The sequence below is a fragment of the Paenibacillus sp. HJGM_3 genome, from assembly GCF_045062745.1.
Taxonomy (GTDB): domain Bacteria; phylum Bacillota; class Bacilli; order Paenibacillales; family NBRC-103111; genus Paenibacillus_AA.
In genome coordinates, this window is record NZ_JBJGED010000004.1 from 282,684 (window position 1) to 303,889 (window position 21,206).

The window sequence follows — 21,206 nt, forward strand, 5'->3', positions numbered from 1 at the left end:
ACGGCCGCTTTCGCGCGTCTGGGTGATTCTGCAGTCTTCCCTTTTGGCCGGGATTCAGGTACAGTTGTGTTCAAACCACGACGCGGAGGTGTGCGATGAGGAAGGTTCTCGGCATGTTCGCTCCCACTTCACTTAAGAATCGTCTGTTTCTAGCGTTTATCCTGGTCATTCTATTGCCTTATTCGTTCCTCCAGTACCACAACATCGGAAAAATCGAAAGCTCCATCGAACAGCAAATCATCGTGCAAAACACCGAACAGTTGAACCAGCTCAAGTTCACGTTCGAGGAGCTGCGCAGCGCGATCTTCCGCATCGCGATCCGGCTCGAGAAAGACCCGGCGATCACGGCGCTCTTGGCCAACGCCCCGGCTACGGAGCAGGCGGCCGACGAGAACCGGCGCATGATGGACGCCTTGTGGGTCGATATCCAGAGCAAGTCGCTCACCTCCCCTTATGTGTATTATTCCCTAACCGATCGGCGGGACGTGCAATACGCCTCGTATACGCCGGCTCCGGCACGCTCGCTGTCTTATGAAGCCTCCCTGAACCAACAGGGGCTCGACGAACTGAAGAATGGGAAAGTCTCGCTGCTCTGGGTGTCCGACCAGGAATCCGATCTGCGGCCCGAAGACAGCAAGAACCCGCGTCTCGTAACCCTGTATTCGCTGCTGCGTGACGGGCAGGGCCGCGACATCGGGCTGCTGCGCATCAGCATCGACTTCCAGGCCTGGCTCTCTTCGATGGCGAGAAGCTTCCCCATCACCCAGGATTTCTATCTGCTGGGCGAGAACAACGACATCATAGGCGGGACGGGCGTCGCGTCCACATCGGCGCTGACCGACTTCGTTCTGGCCGAGTCCGGCCAGTCGAGCCCTTCCCATCGGATCGAAGGCAACTACCTGTACAACCGGATGCCGCTCCCCGCGATGCAATGGACGCTCGTCAGCCGGTTCCCGCTCCAGCTGTTCTTCGGCAATATCGATCAGATGAAGCAGCAAATGGTCACTACGTTCCTGCTCTTCACGCTGGTGTTCGTCGTCATCACCTTTTTCATCCTTTCCAAGATTACCCGGCCGCTCCGGCTGCTCCAGAAGAAAATGTCGGAGATTACGGACAACGTCTTTTTGACGCTGCTGCCCACGAACAAGTATAAGGGTGAGGTGCTCGCGCTCGCGAAGGCGTTCAACAAGATGGTGCACGACCTGCAGGCGCTTATGCGCCGGCTGAAGGAGGAAGAACGGCAGAAGGAGGCGGTCCGGTTCCAGATGCTGCTGTCCCAGATGAATCCGCATTTTCTCCTGAACACGCTGAATGTGGTGAAATGGAATGTGATGAGCAAAGGCGATCATGAAACCGCTAACATCTGCATGGCGCTGGGCAAGCTGCTCGAGACGAGCCTGAACGAGGAGGCGGATCTGATCCACCTGCGTCAGGAGCGGGAGCTTACGGAGGCGTATGTGTCCATCTTGTCTTTCCGGTATGAGAAGAGCTTCGAGATCCGCTGGGAGATCGACGAGAGCATCGACTACGCGCTCGTGCCGAAGCTGAGCCTCCAGCCGCTCGTGGAGAACGCGATCTTCCATGGCATGTCGCTGAAGGAGCGGGAAGGCGTTATCTGGATACGCGCCTACGCGGATCAGGGCCGCTGCCGCCTCGAGGTGGAGGACAACGGAAGCGGTTGGAAAACGGAGACGATGGCGAACGCGGGCCGCAAGCGCAAGAGTATCGGGCTGAAAAACATCAGGGAGCGGCTGGAGCTCCTTTTCAAGAAAGAGGGACGGCTTGAGATAGAGCCCCTGCCGACGGGGACCCGCGTGCAGCTGGTGTTCCCGCTGCTTATCTCGGCTCCATATTCCGAAGGAGGGACAGACGATGTGGAACGTATTGCTCGTGGAGGATGAAGCGTTCGTCCGGCGGTCGCTCAAGCAGCTGATCCGCTGGGAGGACATGGGGTTCACGATCGCCCGCGAAGCCGCGGACGGGCAGGAAGCGCTCGAGATGATGCGCGCCGATCCGCCGGACCTCGTCGTGTCGGACATCGTCATGCCGGGAATGGACGGGATCGAGCTGCTGAAGCGGGCGCGGGAGGAGGGGCTCGAGGCGTCGTTCGTCATGCTGACGTGTATGAACGAATTCGAGTATGCCCGGCAGGCGCTTGACTACGGCGCATCGGCGTACTTGCTCAAGCTGTCGATGAACGAGCAGTCGCTTGGCGACACGCTGGCCAAGGTGAAGCGGGAGCTGGCCCGCAACCTGAACGTCCGGTCGCAGGCGGTCGCCGATCCGTATCAGCGGTTGTACCGCGATGCTTGGCAGACGATCCACCAGACGGGCGGGGCTCGTCATGGTGCCGGTGCCGGAGCGGGTGCCGGAGCAGGCACGGGTGCTGGTGGAGGTGCGGGTGCAGGGACCGCGGCGGAACAGATGAGGTACCGGCCGGAAGGGAAGGCGGACACCGTCTGGATCGGGTCGTTCCTGCACGGGGCGGACCCGTTCACGCTGGACGACTTCCACCGGCTCGGCCTCGTGACGTCGGGCAGCCGCTCGGTCGCGCATACGTTCGTGCACTCCGGGCAGACGACCGTCTTCGTCTGGAACCCCGTAGCGGTCCGGCCTTGGCCGGTAGAGAAGGGGGCCTGCCCATGGCCCGCCGCGTGCTCGGCCGTGGTGGGAGGCGAGGAGGTGACGGCGGCCTGGAGCCGTGTGCTGCGCCACGTGGACCACGCCTGGTATGAGGGCCGCACCGGGCTCATGCTTGTAGCTCCCGGCGAAAGGGGCGGAGCGGGGGCGGCGGCTGAAGGCCGGCCGCGGCCGGCCGCAGCCGAGATGCTGACGTGGAAGACGGAGCGGGAATGGATCCGCAGCTTCGAGCAGCGCAACCTGGACGAGTTCCGGCTTCTGCTGGACGCCGGCTGGAAGGAAGCCCGGGAGCGCTGTCTGCCGATGGCAGCGGTGAAGGAGCTGGCGGTGCGTCTCGACCGGCTGCTCTCCCGGATCGCGGGGCGGAGCGCCACGGCCGAGGAGGAGCTGCTCCACGCCGTGAGCCACGCGGAGCTCCGCGACCGGCTGCTGGCGAGCGCCGAGCGCTACGCGGACCGCGACCGCGCGACCGCGCAGCTCGTGACCGGGCACCGGGAGATCGACAAAGCGCTGGACTACATCCACCGGCATTACAGCTCGGACGTGACGCTGAAGGCGGTGGCCGCGATGGTGGCGATGGACGAGGCGTACTTCAGCGGGCTGTTCAAGAAGAAGACCGGCGTCACGCTCATCCATTACCTTCAGCAGGTGCGGGTGGACCATGCCAAGCAGCTGCTAGCGCAGTCGGAGCTGCCCGCTACGGAGATCGGAGAACGGGTCGGGTTCCCGAACGCCAACTATTTCATCAAGATTTTCAAGCGGTGGACGGGACAGACGCCGAGCGAATTTAGGAGCGCGGAGCGGACGTAACGCGAATGTGTGGATCGAAAGAAATGAATTTTGTTCTATGAACGGCTGAAAAATGTTCCTTCTGCCCGTACTTTTCCCCATGCTATCGTTAAGACATCAAGCGAAATCGAACAGGGAGCGAGGGATCGGGCATGACAGAGATACGATGCGAAGTTGCTGTATACGGCGCGACACCTGGCGGGATCGGGGCTGCTCTCGCAGCCGCCCGGTGCGGCCGGCGTACGCTGCTGCTGGAGCCTTCCTCGCATATCGGCGGGATGATGACCGGGGGGTTGGGCCGGACCGACATCATCTCGCTGGGTTCGGCAGGCTCTATTTTTCGTGAATTCGCCGCCCGGGTGGTGGAGCATTACACGCAGACTTACGGACCGGATTCGGAACAAGTGAAGGCGTGCAACAACGGACTCTGGTTCGAGCCTTCGGTTGCGTACGGGATTCTGAAGGACATGCTGGACGCGGAAGCCGAACGGCTCGAAGTGAGAAGCGGCTGCGAGCTGACGGCGGTGCGTGTGGAGAACGGCAAGCTGGTTGGGCTGACGGTTCGCGACGTCAATAAAGAAAGCGCTATCACAATAGAGGCGGACACGTTCATTGACGGCACGTACGAAGGCGATCTCGCCGCCATGGCGGGCGTGCCCTTCGATCTCGGCCGCGAATCGCGGGACGTATGGAACGAGGAATACGCCGGCAAGCTGTACATGAACTTCGACTCGTCGAAGGAAGTGTTCCCCGGCAGTACCGGGGAGGGCGACGACCTGATCCAGGCGTATAACTTCCGGCTGTGCCTCACGAAGGTGCCGGACAATCGCATCCCGTTCCATCAGCCTGAGGGCTATGACCGGACAAAGTACGTCAGCCTGCTTGAGGACGTGCGGGAAGGCCGGGTCACCTCGATCCGCGGGGTGATGAACATGCTGCCTGTGCCTAATGGCAAGACGGACTGCAACAACCACCATTACTGCATGTGCTCGACGGACTATCCTGAGGAGAACCTGGACTACCCGACCGCGGACGCGAAGACGCGGGAGGCGATCGTGGACCGGCACCGCACGTACGTCCAAGGGCTGCTGTGGTTCTTGCAGCACGACGAGGAGCTGCCGGAGCCGTTCAAGCTCGAGGCGCGGGAGTGGGGGTACGCCTCGGATGAGTTCCGCGAGACGGGCCACTTCCCGCCGCAGATCTATGTGCGGGAGGCGAGACGCATCCGGGGCGAATACGTCTTCACCGAGAACGACGCGCGCCTCGCGCCCGGTCTCGAGGCCGCGCCGGTGAAGTTCGACAGCATCGCGGTCGGCCACTACCCGATCGACTCGCACGCCACCCGCAAGCGGGAGCCTGCCGGGCGGAACAAGGCGCTGGAGGGCTTCCTCGGGCTTGGGTGGATCACCGAGGTCTACCAGATCCCGTACGGCGTCATCGTCCCCCAGGCGGTCGACGGCCTGCTCGTCCCGGTGGCGGTGTCCGCCTCGCATATGGGCTTCGGCACGATCCGGATGGAGCCGTGCTGGATGCAGCTCGGGTTCGCCGCCGGAGTAGCCGCCGACCTGAGCCTGGAGACCGGCGTCGCCGTGCGCGACGTCTCCGTCGACCGGCTGCAGGACCGGCTGCTCGCGAGCGGCCAGCTCCTGACGCCGCTTGCGCCGGAGGAGCTGGGCCACGACGCGGCGGCGGCGGTGCAGTACTTGCGCGCCAAAGGCCTGCTGCCCGCCGGCGTCCCGGCCCGCCCGGACGAGCCGCTCGCGGCCGCCGATGCCTCGCGCTGGGTCGCCCTCGCGCGGGCGCTCGAGGGCGGCCGGTCGCTGCCGGCGCTGCCCGCGTCCGCGCAGCTCTTGCCCGCCGGCGCGGACATGGGCCCGCGCCTGCCGCGGCAAGAGCCGTCGCCGCGCGAGCGGTGGGCGGCGCAGCCCGAGCTGCCGCTCGTGCTGGCGCAGCGCTGGCTCGCCGCGGCGCGCGGCCACCGCGCGGCGGCGCCGGTCGCGGGCGGCGTGCCCGCGGCGAGCGCGGACCGCGCCGTCACGCGCGGCGAGTTCGCCGCGAGCTTGTACGCGCTGCTGCGCGAGAGGCGCGGGGGCCGCTAATCGCGGCGAGTGCCGCCCGCGCAGCGAGAGCAGCGAGAGCAGCTAATGCAGCCAGAGAAAGGATGTGAGCCGATGCCGAAGCGTATGAAGCACATCTGGGCGTTCAAGGAATTTTACCTCATGCTGCTGCCCGGTGTGGTGTACTACTTGGTCTACAAGTACGTTCCAATGTACGGAGTTATAATCGCCTTCAAGGATTTCAACATGATGGAGGGTATTCTAGGCAGCTCCTGGGCCGATCCGTGGTACAAATACTTTCAGCAATTTTACGAATCGCCGTATTTTACCCAGCTGCTCACGAACACGTTCCTGATCAGCATCTACAAGCTCATCTTCGGCATGGTGCCGCCGATCATCCTGGCCATCCTGCTCAATGAGACGAAGGTCCGCTGGTTCAAGTCGCTGGTCCAGACGCTGAGCTACATGCCCCATTTTCTGTCCTGGGTGATCATCTACGGGATCCTCATCATGTTCCTGTCCCAGGACTCCGGGATCCTGAACCGGTGGATCGTCGATGCGGGCGGGGACTCGATCCCGTTCCTGACCTCTACCGAATGGTTCCGCAGCGTGCTGGTCGGCTCGGAGATTTGGCAGAACCTCGGCTGGGGCGCGATCATCTACCTGGCCGCAATCGCGGGCATCGATCCGACGCTGTATGAGGCGGGGCGGGTGGACGGAGCGAGCCGGCTGAAGATGGTGTGGCACATTACGCTGCCCGGCATCCGCCACGTGATTATCCTGCTGCTCATTCTAAGGCTCGGCCATATGCTGGATGCTGGCTTTGAGCAGATCTACATTTTGTACAACGTGCAAGTGTATCCCGTCGCGGATATTCTCGACACGTGGGTGTTCCGGACGGGGCTCGAGCAGTGGAACTACAGCCTCGCGTCGGCGGTCGGCTTGTTCAAGTCGGTTATCGGGCTCATCCTCGTCTACATCTCGAATACGTTGTCCAAGCGATGGGGGGAAGGCATATGGTGAGGAATATCGGGGACAGAGGGTTCCAGATCGCCGTCTATGTGCTGCTGACGCTGGTCGGCCTGGCAGCGGTCGTGCCGCTCCTGTACGTGCTCGCCGTATCGCTCACTCCGTTCGCGGTCGTGCTGAAGCATGGGGGGTACGTGCTCTTCCCGAAAGAGCTGACGTTCAATGCATACGAGAAGCTGATGGGCAATTCGGCCATCCCGAGGTCACTGCTCGTGACCATCTATATCACTGTCGTCGGGACCTTGATCAATCTCATGCTGACGACGCTGCTCGCCTATCCGCTGAGCCGCAAGCAACTGCCCGGGCGCAACATGTTCCTGATGATGGTCGTGCTGACGCTGCTGTTCAGCGGGGGCATTATCCCGACGTACTTGATCGTCAAGGCTACGGGGCTGATCGACAGCCTCTGGTCGCTCATCCTGCCGACGGCCGTGTCCAGCTTCAACGTGCTGATTATGAAAAGCTTTTTCGAGCAGCTGCCCGAAGAACTGTTCGAATCGGCGCGCATCGACGGGGCGCGGGAGTTCCGGATCTTGTTCCAGCTGGCGGTGCCGTTGTCGCTGCCGGTCATGATCACGGTCGGCCTGTTCTACGCCGTCGGGCATTGGAATTCGTTCTTCAGCGCCATCATGTATATGACCGACCGCTCGCTGTATCCGCTGCAGGTCGTCGTCCGCGAAATCCTGATGCTGTCCCAGCAGCCGCTCGAGAATGCGGAAGACCAAGTGCCGACGGTGACGATGCAGATGGCCGCCGTCGTGTTCGCCAGCGCACCGATTCTGGTTGTGTATCCGTTTTTGCAAAAGCATTTTACGAAGGGCATGCTGCTCGGTTCGATCAAAGGGTAGCCCCAGTTTGCAGGTTGGTTGATTGGTGGGTTGATCGACCGGACTTCGAGTCCGGCATCAATACAAAACAAACGCTTCGATCAGAAGGAAGGGGTATTGGGATGAACAAGAGCAAATGGGTGCCGCTTGGTCTTGCCACTGTATTAACCGGAACGTTGTTGGCCGGCTGCGGCTCGAGCACGAACAATTCCTCCTCGACGCCGGGTACGGGCGGCAATGCGGGGGCGACCCCGGCCGGGACGTCCGCTCCGGCAGCGCCGGTCAAAATCCAGATGGCGATGGCCGCGTCCGGGCTGCCGGCGCCGGATGCCGACGACATCAAGAAGACGCTCGACAAGAAGCTGGGGATCGACTTGCAGCTGACGGCCATCGCCTCGGGCGACGATTACAAGAACCAAATCCGGGTCCGGCTGTCCGGAGGCAATTACCCGGATCTGTTCTCGGTCGATTTCGCCGATGTGAAGGAATTTTCCGACAAAGGTCTGCTGCTCGACTTGACCCCCTACTTCGACAAAGATTTGAAGCCGGCCAAGGACTTCGTTACCGGGCAGACGCCGGACATTATGAAAAAGGTGACGATTAACGGCAAAATCTATGCGGTTCCTCGGGTCGGCGACGTCCCATTCAGCTCGATGTGGGTGCGCCAGGACTGGCTGACGAAGCTGAACCTGAAGGCGCCTACGAATCTCGATGAGTTCATGGCGGTGGCCAAGGCGTTTACCGAGCAAGATCCCGACGGCAATGGCAAAAAAGACACGTACGGCATAACCGGGGCGAAGCTGGACGGGTTCGCGACCATCTTCGGCGCACATGGCGTCGGCCTCCCGGGCTCGTTCTACGAGAAGGACGGCAAGGTGATCAACGCCTACTACGATCCCGCGATGCCGGAAGCGCTCAAGTATATCAAGTCTCTGATTGACGTCGGCGTCGTGGACCCCGAGATTATGACGAACAAGGCGAATCTCGAGGTGCAGAAGGCTTTCCAAGGCAAGGCGGGCCTTATCTTCAAGGGCTGGACGGAAATCGACAAGGATGAGTTCGTTGCGCAGTACAAAGCGATCAACCCGAACGCCCAATGGGTACAGATGGTGCCTGTCAAAGGGCCGGGCGGCCAGTACGACGGATCGTACGACTACGATCGTCCTTCCCGCTACTGGGTCATCCCGAAGGCGCTGGAGAAAGACAAGGCGAAGCTGCAAAAGGTGATCGAGCTGATCAATTACGTGTCCGGCAAGGAAGGCAATACGCTCGTCATGTACGGCCTGGAGGGCAAGCACTACAACATGAAGGACGGCAAGGTCGTCCCGACCGATCTGATGGCGAAGGAAGGCAACTACTTCAACGTGTATCAGATTACCGGCCGGCCGAACAAAGAGTACCTCGCCATCAAGTTCCCGAATCAGGCGGCTTCGACGGAATTCGCGATCAAGACGCCGCGTATCCGCTCCTTCGACAGCTCGGTCATTCCGCCTTCGGACTTCAACAAGGCCGATGCGGACCGGTATGCGGAGGAAGAGATGATCAAGTTCATCTCGGGCAAGCGGCCGATCGCGGAATACGCGGACTTCCTCAAGACGCTGGAGACGACGTTTAAGTATAAAGCTTATGTAGATGCTGGTGCGAAGCAGATCAAGGAGCAAGGGTTCGTTAAATAAAACCGGTTATGGGACGCCGGGCTCGGGTGCCGGGCTCTGGGCCAGGGGCTCGGGCTTCCAGCCCGGCTCCTAGCCCGGGTTCCTAGCCCGGTGAAGAGAGGAGTGGAGAAGCATGAGCATGAGCCAATCACAATCCAAGTCTACGTATGATGTGCTAGTCGCGGGGGGCGGTCCTGCCGGGATCGCCGCCGCCGTGGCGGCGGCGCGGGAAGGCGCCCGCACGCTTCTGGTGGAACGGTACGGATTCCTAGGAGGCGCGGGCACGGCCATGATGGTGAACCCGTGGATGAGCTATTGGTCCTCGGGCGGAGGCAACGTGCAGTTGATCTTCGGGGTGCTGCAGGAGCTGATCGACCGGATGACGGCAATGGGCATGTACGGGCATCCGAAGCAGAAGACCGCCTTCGATCCGGAGGCGCTGAAGGTGGCGGCCGAGGAGCTGTGCCAGGAAGCGGGCGTGCAGCTGCTGTACCATTCCTTCCTCGGCGAAGCGAGGATGGATGAGGCCGGCAAGCGCATCGAAGCGGTGCGCCTCGCCAATAAAGCCGGCCTGGTCGACATGCGGGCGAGCATCTACGTTGACGCCACCGGCGACGGCGACCTGGCCGCCCTGGCGGGGGCGGTCGTCGAGAAGGGCAGGGCGGTCGATAGCCTGAGCCAGCCGATGACGCTGAACTTCCGGATGGCGGGCGTCGACATGGACCGGATGCTGACACGGCAGGAGATTACCGATCTGTACTTGGAGGCGAAGGCTCGGGGCGAGATCGACTGCCCGCGCGAGAACGTGCTGTGGTTCTACGCGAATCAGCCGGGCGTCATCCACTTCAATACGACCCGCGTGCTGTTCAAGGACGCGACCGACCCGTGGGCGCTCACGGAGGCCGAGATCGAGGGGCGGCGCCAAGTGCAGCAGCTCGTTCACTTCCTGAAGACGCATGTGCCGGCGTTCGAGGACGCCTACCTGCAGACGACGGCGCCGCAGATCGGGGTGCGCGAATCACGCCGGGTGATGGGCGACTATGTGCTCACGGCGGAGGAGCTGCTCGCCTGCTGCAAGTTCGACGACGTCATCGCCCGCGGGGCGTATCCCGTCGACATTCACAACCCGGCCGGCACCGGCACCATTATTCAGTCGCTGCCGCCTGGCGAGTGGTACGATATTCCGTACCGGACGCTCGTGCCGCGGAAGATCGAGAACCTGCTGATCGGCGGGCGCCCGATCTCGGCCACGCACGAGGCGCACTCCGCCATCCGCGTGCAGCCGATCGCCATGGCGATCGGGCAGGCGGCGGGTACGGCGGCGGCGTTGTGCGCGCAGGAGGGCGTGCTGCCGCGCGAGCTCGACGTCCGCCGCGTGCAGGCGGCGCTGACCGCGCAAGGCGCGGTGCTCGGCCAGCCAAGCGAAGCGACCGGCGTGGCCGAGTAGCGCGCTAGCAACGGCAGTCCTCCCGCCACACCGCACAACAGAGGGAATTCCTCCCTCTCTTTGAGCCGATTCAGTCGGCTTCCCGCATACGAAAGGGAAAACCTCCCTCATTTTCTCCGAAATCGGCCCGATTTGGCCCGTTTCGGTCAAATGAGAGGGAGGTTTTCCCTCTTTTACTTTGAAATTCGCCATATATCGCATAAGGAGAGGGAGGATTTCCCTCTTGTCCAGCTCCCATCCCCGTCGAGTAAAGCTGACCTATCATCTAATTCCCTCCAACTGAACGCGCCCTCGCCAAGTAACAAGGAATTTCCGGCTTATTCGCGCCATCTGAACGCGCCCTCGCCAAGTAACAAGGAATTTCCGGCTTATTCCCACCAAATGACCGCCACCCCGCCCAGTAACACGGAAAATCCTGCTTATTCCCCCCCGACTGAACGCGCCCCGCCCAGTAACACGAAATTTCCGGCTTTTTCCCCCAACTGAACGCGCCCTTGCCAAGTAACAAGGAATCAACCATCTGAATCGCCCCCGCCGCACACTACTCCAGCGCCTTATTGTCACGCCTTTCCCAAACATGACCGTTGACCGCTCCGTCCCCGCATAGTACACTAACAAAAGCTGTGCTCAGACCTGACACCCGTTGGAGGCTTTTCGAAACGTGAACTTCAAGACCGTCACCATTTGTTTGTACCTCATGATCCTATATTGGATCTCCTTACATATCCCGTCCTTGAAGACGGTGTTCTATCCCACGTTAGGCGCATTCTCGTACTTGTTCGTCACCCGCGCGTTCGAGCTAAGGGACTTGTCCCGCATAACACTCGGCGCCGTGATCGCCTCCTGCTTAGGCTCGTTGCTGAACGCGATGTATCCAGGAGTACCCGCCTTCCTGCTGAATACCCTGCTGGTCACGTGGATGATCCGCAAGTTCCATTGGAACGCCCCACCGATTTTGGCGGTGTCGTTGATTCCATTCTTTATCCAACCAATCGAGTGGTGGGTCGTGCCGGTGTCCGTGCTCGGCTCGCTCAGCGGGTTGTTGTTGCTTGTCGGGGCGCTCCACTATTCGGTGGCGTACAGCCGCCCGCTGCTCGCGTTGCTCCTCCCTGAGCGGGGCCGACAAACCGCCGGCCGATCGAATGTAGACGTATGATCCGACTTTTTGCTAGCCTCCCGCTATTATAGCGCTCCTGTCTAAGGGAGCGTCTTTTTATTGGGTCTGAGCGCTTTCCCTGTATCCGTAATTTTCCATCTGGGTTATAATTAGGGGACCTGTCATGGGTGGGTAGCTGGGGAATATCGGACCAGGAGATGAAGAAATGAGCCTGACGATCGTGCATAGACGGGGGACCGAGTGATGCAAACCAAGGGGAGAATCATTGTATTGAACGGGACTTCGAGTGCGGGGAAAACAAGTCTGGCGAAAGCCTTAATGGCCCAAGCAGGGGACGCCTATTGCTACTTGTCTCTGGACGAGTTCAGGCAACAAATCCAGCAAGCCTACTTGCGTATGTTTCCGTTCTTGGAGAATACGTCGGCTGAAACGATTAATATCGGTCTAGGCATCGTTGCCGCGCCGCAGATCACTTTACTGCACACGACGATTAAAGCGCTTTCGGCCATGGGGCACCAGGTCATCGTGGATCATGTGCTGTTCAGCAAAGCTCTACAGGAAGAATGCAAACGAATACTGGAAGGATACCCGGTCATCTGGGTGGGGGTCTATTGTCCGCTGCACGAGCTGGAGAGGCGGGAGAAGGAACGCGGGGACCGGAAGATCGGATTGGCAAAATCGCAATACGAGATCGTCCATGAAAGTGTCGAATACGACTATCAGGTGAGTACATACGAGATGGACCCTCAGCAGTGTGCCGAACACGTAATGACTTATATCAAGACGATCGGATAAAGCGTTGGTAGTCTTGGATAGGCCGCTCATAACGCATCCCAGGCTGTGCGTCGGCCTGGGATGCGTATTCAATCAGCGGTAATGGTGCTGCGGGAAATAGGAATAGGCAGGCGCGGCTTGGGGTTGCCGGGCCGAGGTATACGGATCCGCATGCAGTTGGTACGGCTGGTATTGCGGATACGGCTGATACTGCTGGTAGAGCAGCTGCTCTTGCTGCAGCTGGCGCTGTTGCTCCTGTCGTTGCTCCTGCTGTTGCTGTTGCTCCTGTTGTTGTTGCTGTTGCTCCTGTTGTTGTTGCTGTTGCTCCTGTTGTTGTTGCTGTTGCTGCTGTTGTTGTTGCTGTTGTTGCATTTGCTTCTGGTGCGCTTGGATCACGCATTCATCGGTAGGCCCGATGATGATCGTTTCGTTGTGAAGCGGTTCAATGGTTTTCTTCCAGAGCTCGGGATCCAGGCAATACGTATGAGCGAACACTTCAGTCGGCGTCTTGGTCAGAATATCGGAGCCGAATATATAATTGGGATACGGCGCGTCGAAGATGGCGAGCAAGTGGGTCTTATCCTCCAGAGCGATTTCCCAATGCCACCAGCCTTGCGGAATATTCGCCACTTGTCCAGGCTTAATCTCAATATTCGAGATTTGATTGGTGAACGGATTGATCAGAGACACCCTCGCCGATCCGGAGATGCAGTAGACCAGCTCGGCCGCGTTCTGATGATAGTGCGGCTCCACGACACGCCCCTGGCTCAGGTATATGTCGAGCATAGACACATTGCCCAGCGTATTGAGATTATCCCGTCCCAATTGATTGATATAGTTGTCGGCGTTACGGGTAGCAATCCGATTGTTGCTCAAATCGAAGAAATACTGCAGATCCGGTCTCTTATAAAATTCATAGGGATTCATCATTGTCAAGCGGTACACTCCAATCATCAAGGTATCGATATGCCTTCATGATATGCGGGAGAGGGGAAACCGTGACAGGAGTCTAGATTTGAACCGCCCAACACGCAAAAAAGGACCCCCTCCAGCCGCGATGGTAGGAGGGGGTCCACCCGTAGGGTCAACCGATTACTTTTGCGGCCCGGCGAGCGAATTCGAGAGGATCAGACCCGGCACTTCTTGGGTCAGGAACTTTTGGAAGACCGGCCCGATCAGCTGGGATTTCAGCTGATCCTTCACCTCATCGAGCGATTTCGTCTTCCGCGACTCGACCTCGACCAGATGGTAGCCATACTCGGTCTTGACCGGATCGCCTACCTGGTGAAGCGGCTGCTCGGCGGACGCTTTCTTGAACGCCTCGACGAAGCCGCTGATGTCCGCGTCCGTATAACGGCCGCCGTTGTTCTTGGAGCCGGCGTCGTCGGAGTATGTCTTGGCGAGCTCGGCGAAGTCGCCTCCTTTGGCGAGCTTGTCCTTCACTTCTTTGGCGCGGGCCAATGCTTCCGCGTCCGTACGCAGCGCGGTGCCGGTGTTCGGATCGGTGAGCCCGATCAGGATGTGGCGGACGGTGGCGGTGACGAAGGCGGCCGAATCGGCTTTCTTCTGCCGGTCGTACTCGGCTTGCACCGAAGCGTCGTCGACCATGGTGAGCAGCACTTGTGTAACCAGGTTGCGCTGCGAGATGTACTGCTTGATCTCAGAAAGCGTCAATTGGAGCGGTTTCAGGTTCGTCTCAAGCCCCGCCTCGGAGCCGAAGTACTGTACGATGCCGGCATATTCCAAATCCGCGGCGGTGGTTGCCGACGCTTGAGTCGTATCGCTCGCACGGGCGGCGAGCAGCTTGAAGGCGATCAACTGCTGCAGCATCGACTGGCGATACGCCGGGTTGGCGGAGGAGCCGCCCGCTTGCGGGTTATAGAACGCCGTGGCGGAGATGAACGTGTCGAGCTCGACCTTGGACACTTGTCCGCCTTGGTATGTAGCTACGGCTGCCGCAGCTTCGCCGCCGTAATTTTTGCCGATCCAGATCGTCCCCGTGTCGTTGTCGAAGTTGACATCCTTGCCCAGCGATTCCGAGACGAAGCGCAGCGGCACATACGTCGTGTCGTTGTAGATAAAGCCTTGCTGCCCTTCCGGCGGAGCCTTCTCCATGCCGTCGAACACGAATTTGAGCTCGCGAAAATACACCCCGATATCCGTGCTAGTCGCCGCATATGTAAGCGACCCGGTCATCATCGTGCCGAGCGCCAGGCCCACGACCAAACCCTTCAGCTTGTCCTTCATCAATCTCATCCTCTCTCCCCGAATGTGAAATATGGGAAAATCTATCCTATGTATTCCGCATCGAGGGCCGATTTCCTGCTCCGGTTCTCCACCATTCGACAGGAGAATCGAAGGTGTGGCAGGTGCTTCCGGAAGGACAGTATGAGATAATAGCACCATCAGGGGTACAAGGAAGGATGGACACGTTAAGCGTATGACGAAGCTGCTGTTGGTGGATGACGATCCGCATATTCGCGAGCTCGTGCGGGTGTTCCTGAGCAAGGAAGGCTTCGAGGTGCTGGAGGCGGGCGACGGAGTGGAAGCGCTCGAGGTGCTCGAGTCGGCCGCGCCGGATCTGGTCATTCTGGATATAATGATGCCGAATATGGATGGCTGGCAGCTCGCGCGCGAGCTTCGGGAGCATTATGACTTCCCCGTGCTCATGCTAACGGCGGTCGGGGAGACCTCGAACAAAATACGGGGCTTCGAGCTCGGCGCCGACGATTATCTCGTCAAGCCGTTCGAGCCGTTGGAGCTCGTCGTCCGGGTGAAGGCGCTGTTGAAGCGGTACCGGATCGCCACGTCCCAGACCGTCCAGGCGGGGATGCTCGAGCTGAACCGCAAGACATACGAGGTGTCGCTGGACGGGAAGAACATGACGCTGCCGCTGAAGGAGTTCGAGCTGCTGTTCAAGCTGGCCAGCTATCCGGGCAAGACATTCTCCCGGGAACAGCTGATCGAGCAGATCTGGGGCTACGACTTCGAAGGCAACGAACGAACGGTCGACGTGCATATTAACCGGCTGCGCGAGCGGTTCCCGGAGGAACGCTGCTCCTTCCGGATCAGCACGATTCGCGGGCTCGGGTATCGGTTAGAGGTGCAGGGATGAGTATGGTGAAGAAGTGGCCGTTTGTGCTGCGGCTCCTGCAGATCATTACGACGCTCTCGATCTGCTGGTCGTTGGCGTTCTTATTGATCTCGTTCCTCTACGATTATGGGGCGAAGCCGAAGCATTGGGAGGAAATGTTGGCGCGCGGCAGCACGATCGCGGCCTTGTATGCCGCGGAACGTAACGGGGATCTGGAGGAGACGGTAAGGCAGCTCGCGAGCTTGCGGGATGACCGCCTCCTGCTTGTCGACGCGAGCGGGAACCGGCGGGCGTTCGGCCCGGAGCCGGGCTTCGAGGCGGACACCGTGTCGGCGGCCGATGTGCAGGAGGTGCTCGCCGGCGGGACGGTGCGTAAGCTGCCGCGGCACAATCCGTTCCGCTCCGGCGTCGCTACGACCGGGCAGCCGATCGAGGTAGCGGGGGAACGGCAGGCGCTGTTCATCCAAACCGTGACCCCGAGCTTGTTCCACGACTACGGCAAGCAGCTTTTTACGATCCTGCTGTCGTTCGTCATGATGATCCTCTTCGGCATGTGGGGTGTCAGGCGGCATCGGCGGTCGATGAGTCCGCTCCAGCCGATCGTCGAGGCGATGCGACGGATGGCAAAGGGCGACTTCAATGTGAATCTGGATGCAAAGCCGCATACAAACGGCCCGTTCGGCCCGATCGTCGAGAGCCTGAACGACATGGCGATCGGACTGAACGAGATGGAGCGGATGCGGCAGGAGTTCATCTCCAACGTCTCGCACGAGATCCAGTCTCCGCTCACGTCGATCAGCGGATTCACGCGCGCGCTGCATAACGATCAGCTGCAGCTCGAGGAGCGCAAGCGGTACCTGAGCATTATTGAGACGGAGAGCCGGCGGCTGTCGAAGCTGAGCGACAACCTGCTCAAGCTGACGTCGCTCGAGTCGCAGCACCATCCGTTCGAAGCGAAGCGGTTCCGCCTGCACAAGCAAATTCGCAACATCGTGCTCGCCTGCGAGCCGCAGTGGGTCGAGAAGTCGATCGAGATGGATGTCTCCCTGGAGGAGATCGACCTCATCGCGGACGAGGAGCTGCTCAGCCAAGTGTGGATCAATCTGATCAACAACAGCATCAAGTTCACGCCCGTCGGCGGGACGATCGGCATCGCGCTGACGAAGCGCGGCTTCGAGGCGGTCGTACGCATCTGGGATACGGGGCCTGGCATCGCCGACGAGGATCAGGCACACATCTTCGAGCGGTTCTACAAGGCCGACAAGTCGCGGAACCGGTCCGGATCTAGCGGCAGCGGGCTCGGCTTGTCCATCGTCAAGAAAATCGTGCAGATGCACAAGGGCTCGGTCTGCGTAGACAGCACGCCCGGGCAGGGAGCGCAATTCACCGTCGTGCTTCCGCTAGTGCAGGACTAGGAGGCGATCGTGAAGTGCAAGGCAAGCTCACAACCGGTGTGACCCGCGTCCTGCTCGCGCTAGGGGCGGCCTTCTTCGCCTGGACGGCGATCCAGGCTTGGAGGAACACGACCGCCCAGTGGACAGGCTCGCCTGGAGCAACGGCCGGTTTGCTGCTGCTTGCGGCGGCGGTCCTGCTCCTGCTCGGCTTCGCCGTCAACCGCTATCTCTCGCGGGTTCAGGCGGTGGCGGTGCTCGTCGTGCTCGCGGCGGGCGTGCGGCTATGGTGGATCGCCTACGTCGATACGCAGCCGGTCTCGGACTTTCTCGATATGTATACGGCCGCTCGGCAGGCGGCGCGGGGCGACTTCTCGTTCGGCACGTCCGATTATTTCACCCGTTGGGTGTATCAGCTGGGCTTCACGCTTTATGAAGGCTTCGTGCTCCGCCTGTTCGGGGATCATCTCCTCGTGCTCAAGCTGTTCAATGTAATCTTCAACACCGGCATTGTCCTGTTGGTCTACGCCATTGCGGCCAAGGTGTTCGGGGAGTGGTGCGGCCGCGCGGCGGGCTTGTCGTTCGCCCTCTATGTGCCGCAGATCATGATGTGTTCGGTGTTGACGAATCAGCATATCTCGACATTCTTCTTTTTCCTCGGCGCGTACTTGTGCGTGGTGGAGCATAACCGGCCGAGCGCCTATCGGTGGGCGCTGATCGGCGGCTGCTTCGCGCTCGGGAACCTGATGCGCCCGCTCGGGAGCGTGTTCGTGGCCGGGTACTTGGCCTTCGTCGTGCTGTACGGGCTGTGGGCCCGACGGGCCGACGCCGGTCCGGTATGGCGTCGCCTCGCCGCCGCGGTCGGAGTTGTCGCGGTCTACTTCGCTCTTCTACAGAGCACGAGCTGGGCGCTGCAGGCGACGGGGGTGACGCCGTATCCGCTGTCCAATCCGGAGCCGTATTGGAAGTTCATGGTGGGGGTCAACCCGGAGACGACGGGCGGCTGGTCGCAGGCGGATACGGACTACGTCCTGCAGTATCCGCTCGGCGAGGCGCGCGACGAGGCGGAGCGCCGCCTCTTCCTGGAGCGGCTCGAGGACAAGCCCGCCCTTGCCCGTCTACTGCTGCGCAAGCTCGAGGTCATGTGGGGCGCCGAGGACTCGGCGTTCATGTGGAGCCTGTGGCAGCAGGACCGCCCCCGGCTGCAGCGGCTCGCTATCCAGGGCGAGCGCGTCGGATACCTGCTCGCCGCCGGCTTCGGCTTCATCGCGATGGCGGCTCGGCTGTTCGCGAGGCGGCGCGATCCGGAGGATGAGTCCCTGTTCCCCCTGCTCCTGATCCTGCTGCTCGGCTACGCCGCGATCCATATTGCGATCGAGATCCAGACCCGCTACCGGATGGACATGATGCCCGGCTTGTTTATTTTGCAAAGCTACGGGGTGTATTGGCTAGGCGCTAGATTAACGGGGGGCCATAAACCGACAAATTCTACCCCGTAACCGCTTGTTCAGATTTTGTTCAGGATCGCCTGCTACAATGAAAGAAGTAGCACAACAGAGAGCGAGGCGCTGAACCAATGAGAGTCATGGTAGTGGACGACACAGCATTTATGCGCATTATGATGCGGACGATTCTCGAAGAGCTGGGCTATGAGGTCATAGCGGAGGCCAAGAATGGAAAGGAAGCCGTGGACGAGTATACGAAGCGACGGCCCGATATCGTCACGATGGACATTACGATGCCCGAGATGGATGGGGTGGAGGCGCTCCGGGAGATCCGCCGCCTCGATCCGAAGGCCAAGGTCATCATGTGCTCGGCGATGGGACAACGGGATATGGTGCTGGACGCCATCAGCTGCGGAGCGAGAGATTTTGTAGTCAAGCCGTTTCAAAAAGACCGGATTCAGGAAGCCGTGTCGAAGATGGCGAATTAATCCGTCGGCCGAGCGAACCGGCCTCTGTCCTAATCAACGCAGCCTGCTTGCATGGAGAAATCCAGCAGCCGCCAGGGTGCGTTTTTTGGCATTTTCAACAACTTTCACCGATCTTTTCAAAACCATTACATGATCCGGGCTTTCCGTTAACAAAACAGGCGTACAGTTAGGGGGTAAATACTTCTTAGAGAGAGGGCTGAATGTTCATGAGCAAGAAAAAAGCAAAGAAATGGTTAGCGCCGCTCTTGGGGATCGCCGTATTAGCCCCTGCCGTATTGCCGGTGTCCGCATATGCAGAAGCCGACAAGAAAATTAAATCGGTGGAATTCGTAGGGATGGAAGCCCCTGCCACACCCGAAGACATGGCCAAGGCTTATTCGGCCGCTTCGCTCAAAGTAACCTTCCAGGACGGAAACGTGCAATCTTATCCGCTCACTTATAAAACGCTGTTCAAATCCACCGACCAGGTGAACGGAACTCCGTCCGGATTGGCCATCGATGTGAATGGCAATCCGATTATGGACACCAGCGTGCCGGACAAGCCCGTTCCGTTCGTCTCCGACGCTCCCGACGCCAACAGCCTGATGAGCGTCAAGGGGATGAAGTCCGGCCCATTGGGCGGCAACGCGCTTTCGCTCTTGACGCACTATGAGTACATCACATCGAACAATGCGGGTAAATCGGCTTATGGGATCATCCCGGCGTCGATCTCCCTGACCACCCTGGACCAGAACAAGAAGACCGGCGAGCTGAAAGTAACGGATTTGAAGAAAGTCGACTTCTCGGCGGTAGGCGGGTTGTGGATTCCTTGCAACGGCTCGCTCACTCCATGGAATACGCATCTCAGCAGCGAAGAGTACGAAGCGGACGCACGAGCGTTCGAGAAAGATCCGACTCAGACTTATGTAGCCTCCTTCACGCAAAACTATTTCCAGGATGACACGAAGGCGGGTAATCCTTACGCGTACGGCTATATTCCCGAAGTAACGGTCAACGCGGACAACACTACCACCGTAGTCAAACACTACAGCTTGGGCCGATTCTCCCACGAATTGGGCAAAGTGGCTCCGGACCGCAAAACGGTCCTGTTCGGGGACGACGGCGCGAATACGATGATGTTCATGTATGTGGCGGATAAAGCGGAAGATCTGTCTGCCGGGACACTCTATGCGGCCAAGTGGATTCAGACGAGCGCCAAGGACGGCGGATCCGCTAACTTGCAGTGGATTCCGCTCGGCCATGCGACGGACAGCGAAGTGAAAGCCTATATCGACCAAGCGATCAAATTCAGCGACATTTTCGAGACCGCAGATCAAGACACCGCGGGATTCACCAAAGTCAAAACGTACCCGTCCGGCAAAATCGAATGGCTGAAAGTGAAGCCGGGGATGGAGAAGGCGGCGGCTTTCTTGGAATCCCGCCGTTACGGAGCGATTTTGGGCGCAACTGCGGAATTTAACAAGATGGAAGGCGTTACGGTCAACGAAAAGGATAAGAAAATGTATGTCGCCATGTCTTCGGTAGAGAAGGCGATGGAGAAGGATGCCAAAGACGAGGAGCCTACGGACCATATTCAATTGAACAAGCTCAAGTCCGGTGTCACCTATGAGATTGCGCTTCAGGGCAAACAGACGGATTCCGCGAATAGCGCGATTAACAGTGAATATGTCCCCGCAGCGATGAAGGGCTTGGTCATCGGGGAAGATTTGGCGAAGGCCGACGAGAAAGGCAACACGGCGGCCGTGAACAAGGTGGCGAACCCGGACAACCTGTCGTTCTCCGAAAGCTTGAGAACACTGTTCATCGGCGAAGACAGCGGAATGCACGCGAACAACTTCCTCTGGGCTTACAATGTCGATACACAGCAATTGTCGCGGATCATGTCCGTACCGGCCGGCGCGGAGGCTACCGGCTTGCAAGTGGTGGATGATTTGAACGGATTCGGCTACATCATGAGCAATCTCCAGCACCCGGGCGACGAAATGATTTTGCCGGAAGCTTTGAAAGCCCAAGTCGAGCCTTTCATCAACCAATATTGGGATAACAAGCGTGCGGGATCGGTCGGGTATCTCAGCGGACTTCCTTCCCTGGCTCATATCAAAGAGATCAAGAAGGGCAAAGTGATCCTGCGTGACATTGCCGAAGCGGTCGGAGCGAAAGTCGAGTGGAACGATAACGAGCGCAGCATCACAATCAAACTGAACGGCAAAACGTTGTATGTGAAGATCGGCGACTCTTCGGCGCTGATTAACGGCAAACCGACTGACCTGGGCAGCAAAGTGGAAATCGAAAATGAAAGAGCGATGTTCCAGGCTGACATCCTCGACGACTTCTTGAACAACTAATCCTCATGCTATAAAGTGATAAACCCTGCGAATAGGATTCGCAGGGTTTATTTGGTTCGGGAAATCGTTCCGGAGCTTCTGCTATAATAGCTTTTTGGACAGGAGTTG

16 protein-coding genes are annotated in these 21,206 nt (G+C 59.7%); 14 read left to right on the forward strand and 2 right to left on the reverse strand.

What is annotated here, in order from left to right:
* The first annotated feature begins 95 nt into the window (after positions 1 to 95).
* From ACI5FR_RS06825 to ACI5FR_RS06865, 9 genes are all read left to right on the forward strand, one after another.
* Positions 96 to 1,901, forward strand: a complete 1,806-nt coding sequence (locus ACI5FR_RS06825; protein WP_405452085.1) for a cache domain-containing sensor histidine kinase — start codon at positions 96 to 98, stop codon at positions 1,899 to 1,901.
* Positions 1,873 to 3,450, forward strand: a complete 1,578-nt coding sequence (locus ACI5FR_RS06830; RefSeq protein ID WP_405452088.1) for a response regulator — start codon at positions 1,873 to 1,875, stop codon at positions 3,448 to 3,450. Before ACI5FR_RS06825 ends, ACI5FR_RS06830 begins: the two co-directional genes overlap by 29 nt.
* Positions 3,451 to 3,581: 131 nt before the next feature.
* Positions 3,582 to 5,528 (forward strand): FAD-dependent oxidoreductase, encoded by a 1,947-nt coding sequence (locus ACI5FR_RS06835; protein ID WP_405452091.1) that lies wholly within the window; start codon positions 3,582 to 3,584, stop codon positions 5,526 to 5,528.
* A 72-nt stretch (positions 5,529 to 5,600) separates the two neighbouring features.
* Positions 5,601 to 6,509 carry an ABC transporter permease gene (locus ACI5FR_RS06840; protein ID WP_405452098.1) on the forward strand — a complete coding sequence of 303 codons (909 nt, stop codon included), beginning with the start codon at positions 5,601 to 5,603 and terminating at the stop codon, positions 6,507 to 6,509.
* Positions 6,503 to 7,363: a carbohydrate ABC transporter permease gene (locus ACI5FR_RS06845; RefSeq protein WP_405452101.1), complete on the forward strand. Its 861-nt coding sequence runs from the start codon at positions 6,503 to 6,505 to the stop codon at positions 7,361 to 7,363. The genes ACI5FR_RS06840 and ACI5FR_RS06845 overlap by 7 nt, the downstream gene beginning before the upstream one ends.
* A 101-nt stretch (positions 7,364 to 7,464) precedes the next feature.
* Complete coding sequence (locus ACI5FR_RS06850; protein ID WP_405452104.1) at positions 7,465 to 9,018, forward strand: extracellular solute-binding protein; 1,554 nt, start codon at positions 7,465 to 7,467, stop codon at positions 9,016 to 9,018.
* 118 nt (positions 9,019 to 9,136) lie between these two features.
* On the forward strand, positions 9,137 to 10,444 hold the full coding sequence (locus ACI5FR_RS06855) for an FAD-dependent oxidoreductase (protein WP_405452107.1): 1,308 nt from the start codon (positions 9,137 to 9,139) through the stop codon (positions 10,442 to 10,444).
* Between the two features lie 661 nt (positions 10,445 to 11,105).
* Positions 11,106 to 11,600, forward strand: a complete 495-nt coding sequence (locus ACI5FR_RS06860; protein ID WP_405452110.1) for a hypothetical protein — start codon at positions 11,106 to 11,108, stop codon at positions 11,598 to 11,600.
* Between the two features lie 204 nt (positions 11,601 to 11,804).
* Complete coding sequence (locus tag ACI5FR_RS06865) at positions 11,805 to 12,356, forward strand: chloramphenicol phosphotransferase CPT family protein (RefSeq protein ID WP_405452113.1); 552 nt, start codon at positions 11,805 to 11,807, stop codon at positions 12,354 to 12,356.
* Between the two features lie 72 nt (positions 12,357 to 12,428).
* On the opposite strand, the gene ACI5FR_RS06870 is transcribed toward ACI5FR_RS06865, so the two are convergent.
* Both ACI5FR_RS06870 and ACI5FR_RS06875 read right to left on the reverse strand, forming a co-directional pair.
* Positions 12,429 to 13,265 (reverse strand): cupin domain-containing protein, encoded by an 837-nt coding sequence (locus ACI5FR_RS06870; RefSeq protein WP_405452237.1) that lies wholly within the window; start codon positions 13,263 to 13,265, stop codon positions 12,429 to 12,431.
* A 162-nt stretch (positions 13,266 to 13,427) separates the two neighbouring features.
* Positions 13,428 to 14,591, reverse strand: a complete 1,164-nt coding sequence (locus ACI5FR_RS06875) for a peptidylprolyl isomerase (protein WP_405452115.1) — start codon at positions 14,589 to 14,591, stop codon at positions 13,428 to 13,430.
* A gap of 184 nt (positions 14,592 to 14,775) precedes the next feature.
* Between ACI5FR_RS06875 and ACI5FR_RS06880 the strand changes: the two genes are divergently transcribed.
* The 5 genes from ACI5FR_RS06880 (at position 14,776) to ACI5FR_RS06900 (ending at position 21,098) form a co-directional block, all read left to right on the forward strand.
* The gene (locus ACI5FR_RS06880) at positions 14,776 to 15,450 is read left to right on the forward strand and encodes a response regulator transcription factor (RefSeq protein ID WP_405452117.1); all 675 of its coding nucleotides are present in this window, start codon (positions 14,776 to 14,778) and stop codon (positions 15,448 to 15,450) included.
* Entirely contained in the window at positions 15,447 to 16,844 is a 1,398-nt protein-coding gene (locus tag ACI5FR_RS06885; RefSeq protein ID WP_405452120.1) for an ATP-binding protein, read from the forward strand. Before ACI5FR_RS06880 ends, ACI5FR_RS06885 begins: the two co-directional genes overlap by 4 nt.
* 14 nt (positions 16,845 to 16,858) lie before the next feature.
* Entirely contained in the window at positions 16,859 to 18,319 is a 1,461-nt protein-coding gene (locus tag ACI5FR_RS06890) for an ArnT family glycosyltransferase (RefSeq protein ID WP_405452123.1), read from the forward strand.
* A 77-nt stretch (positions 18,320 to 18,396) separates the two neighbouring features.
* Positions 18,397 to 18,753: a response regulator gene (locus tag ACI5FR_RS06895; RefSeq protein WP_405452126.1), complete on the forward strand. Its 357-nt coding sequence runs from the start codon at positions 18,397 to 18,399 to the stop codon at positions 18,751 to 18,753.
* 206 nt (positions 18,754 to 18,959) lie between these two features.
* Entirely contained in the window at positions 18,960 to 21,098 is a 2,139-nt protein-coding gene (locus tag ACI5FR_RS06900) for an alkaline phosphatase PhoX (RefSeq protein ID WP_405452129.1), read from the forward strand.
* Positions 21,099 to 21,206 lie beyond the last annotated feature (108 nt).

Excerpts from the sequence above, each read along its gene's own strand:
- ACI5FR_RS06825 (WP_405452085.1), top strand. The coding sequence starts at position 96 with ATGAGGAAGGTTCTCGGCATGTTCGCTCCCACTTCACTTAAGAATCGT.
- ACI5FR_RS06830 (WP_405452088.1), top strand. The coding sequence starts at position 1,873 with ATGTGGAACGTATTGCTCGTGGAGGATGAAGCGTTCGTCCGGCGGTCG.
- ACI5FR_RS06835 (WP_405452091.1), top strand. The coding sequence starts at position 3,582 with ATGACAGAGATACGATGCGAAGTTGCTGTATACGGCGCGACACCTGGC.
- ACI5FR_RS06840 (WP_405452098.1), top strand. The coding sequence starts at position 5,601 with ATGCCGAAGCGTATGAAGCACATCTGGGCGTTCAAGGAATTTTACCTC.
- ACI5FR_RS06845 (WP_405452101.1), top strand. The coding sequence starts at position 6,503 with ATGGTGAGGAATATCGGGGACAGAGGGTTCCAGATCGCCGTCTATGTG.
- ACI5FR_RS06850 (WP_405452104.1), top strand. The coding sequence starts at position 7,465 with ATGAACAAGAGCAAATGGGTGCCGCTTGGTCTTGCCACTGTATTAACC.
- ACI5FR_RS06855 (WP_405452107.1), top strand. The coding sequence starts at position 9,137 with ATGAGCCAATCACAATCCAAGTCTACGTATGATGTGCTAGTCGCGGGG.
- ACI5FR_RS06865 (WP_405452113.1), top strand. The coding sequence starts at position 11,805 with ATGCAAACCAAGGGGAGAATCATTGTATTGAACGGGACTTCGAGTGCG.
- ACI5FR_RS06870 (WP_405452237.1), bottom strand. The coding sequence starts at position 13,265 with ATGATGAATCCCTATGAATTTTATAAGAGACCGGATCTGCAGTATTTC.
- ACI5FR_RS06875 (WP_405452115.1), bottom strand. The coding sequence starts at position 14,591 with ATGAGATTGATGAAGGACAAGCTGAAGGGTTTGGTCGTGGGCCTGGCG.
- ACI5FR_RS06880 (WP_405452117.1), top strand. The coding sequence starts at position 14,776 with ATGACGAAGCTGCTGTTGGTGGATGACGATCCGCATATTCGCGAGCTC.
- ACI5FR_RS06885 (WP_405452120.1), top strand. The coding sequence starts at position 15,447 with ATGAGTATGGTGAAGAAGTGGCCGTTTGTGCTGCGGCTCCTGCAGATC.
- ACI5FR_RS06895 (WP_405452126.1), top strand. The coding sequence starts at position 18,397 with ATGAGAGTCATGGTAGTGGACGACACAGCATTTATGCGCATTATGATG.
- ACI5FR_RS06900 (WP_405452129.1), top strand. The coding sequence starts at position 18,960 with ATGAGCAAGAAAAAAGCAAAGAAATGGTTAGCGCCGCTCTTGGGGATC.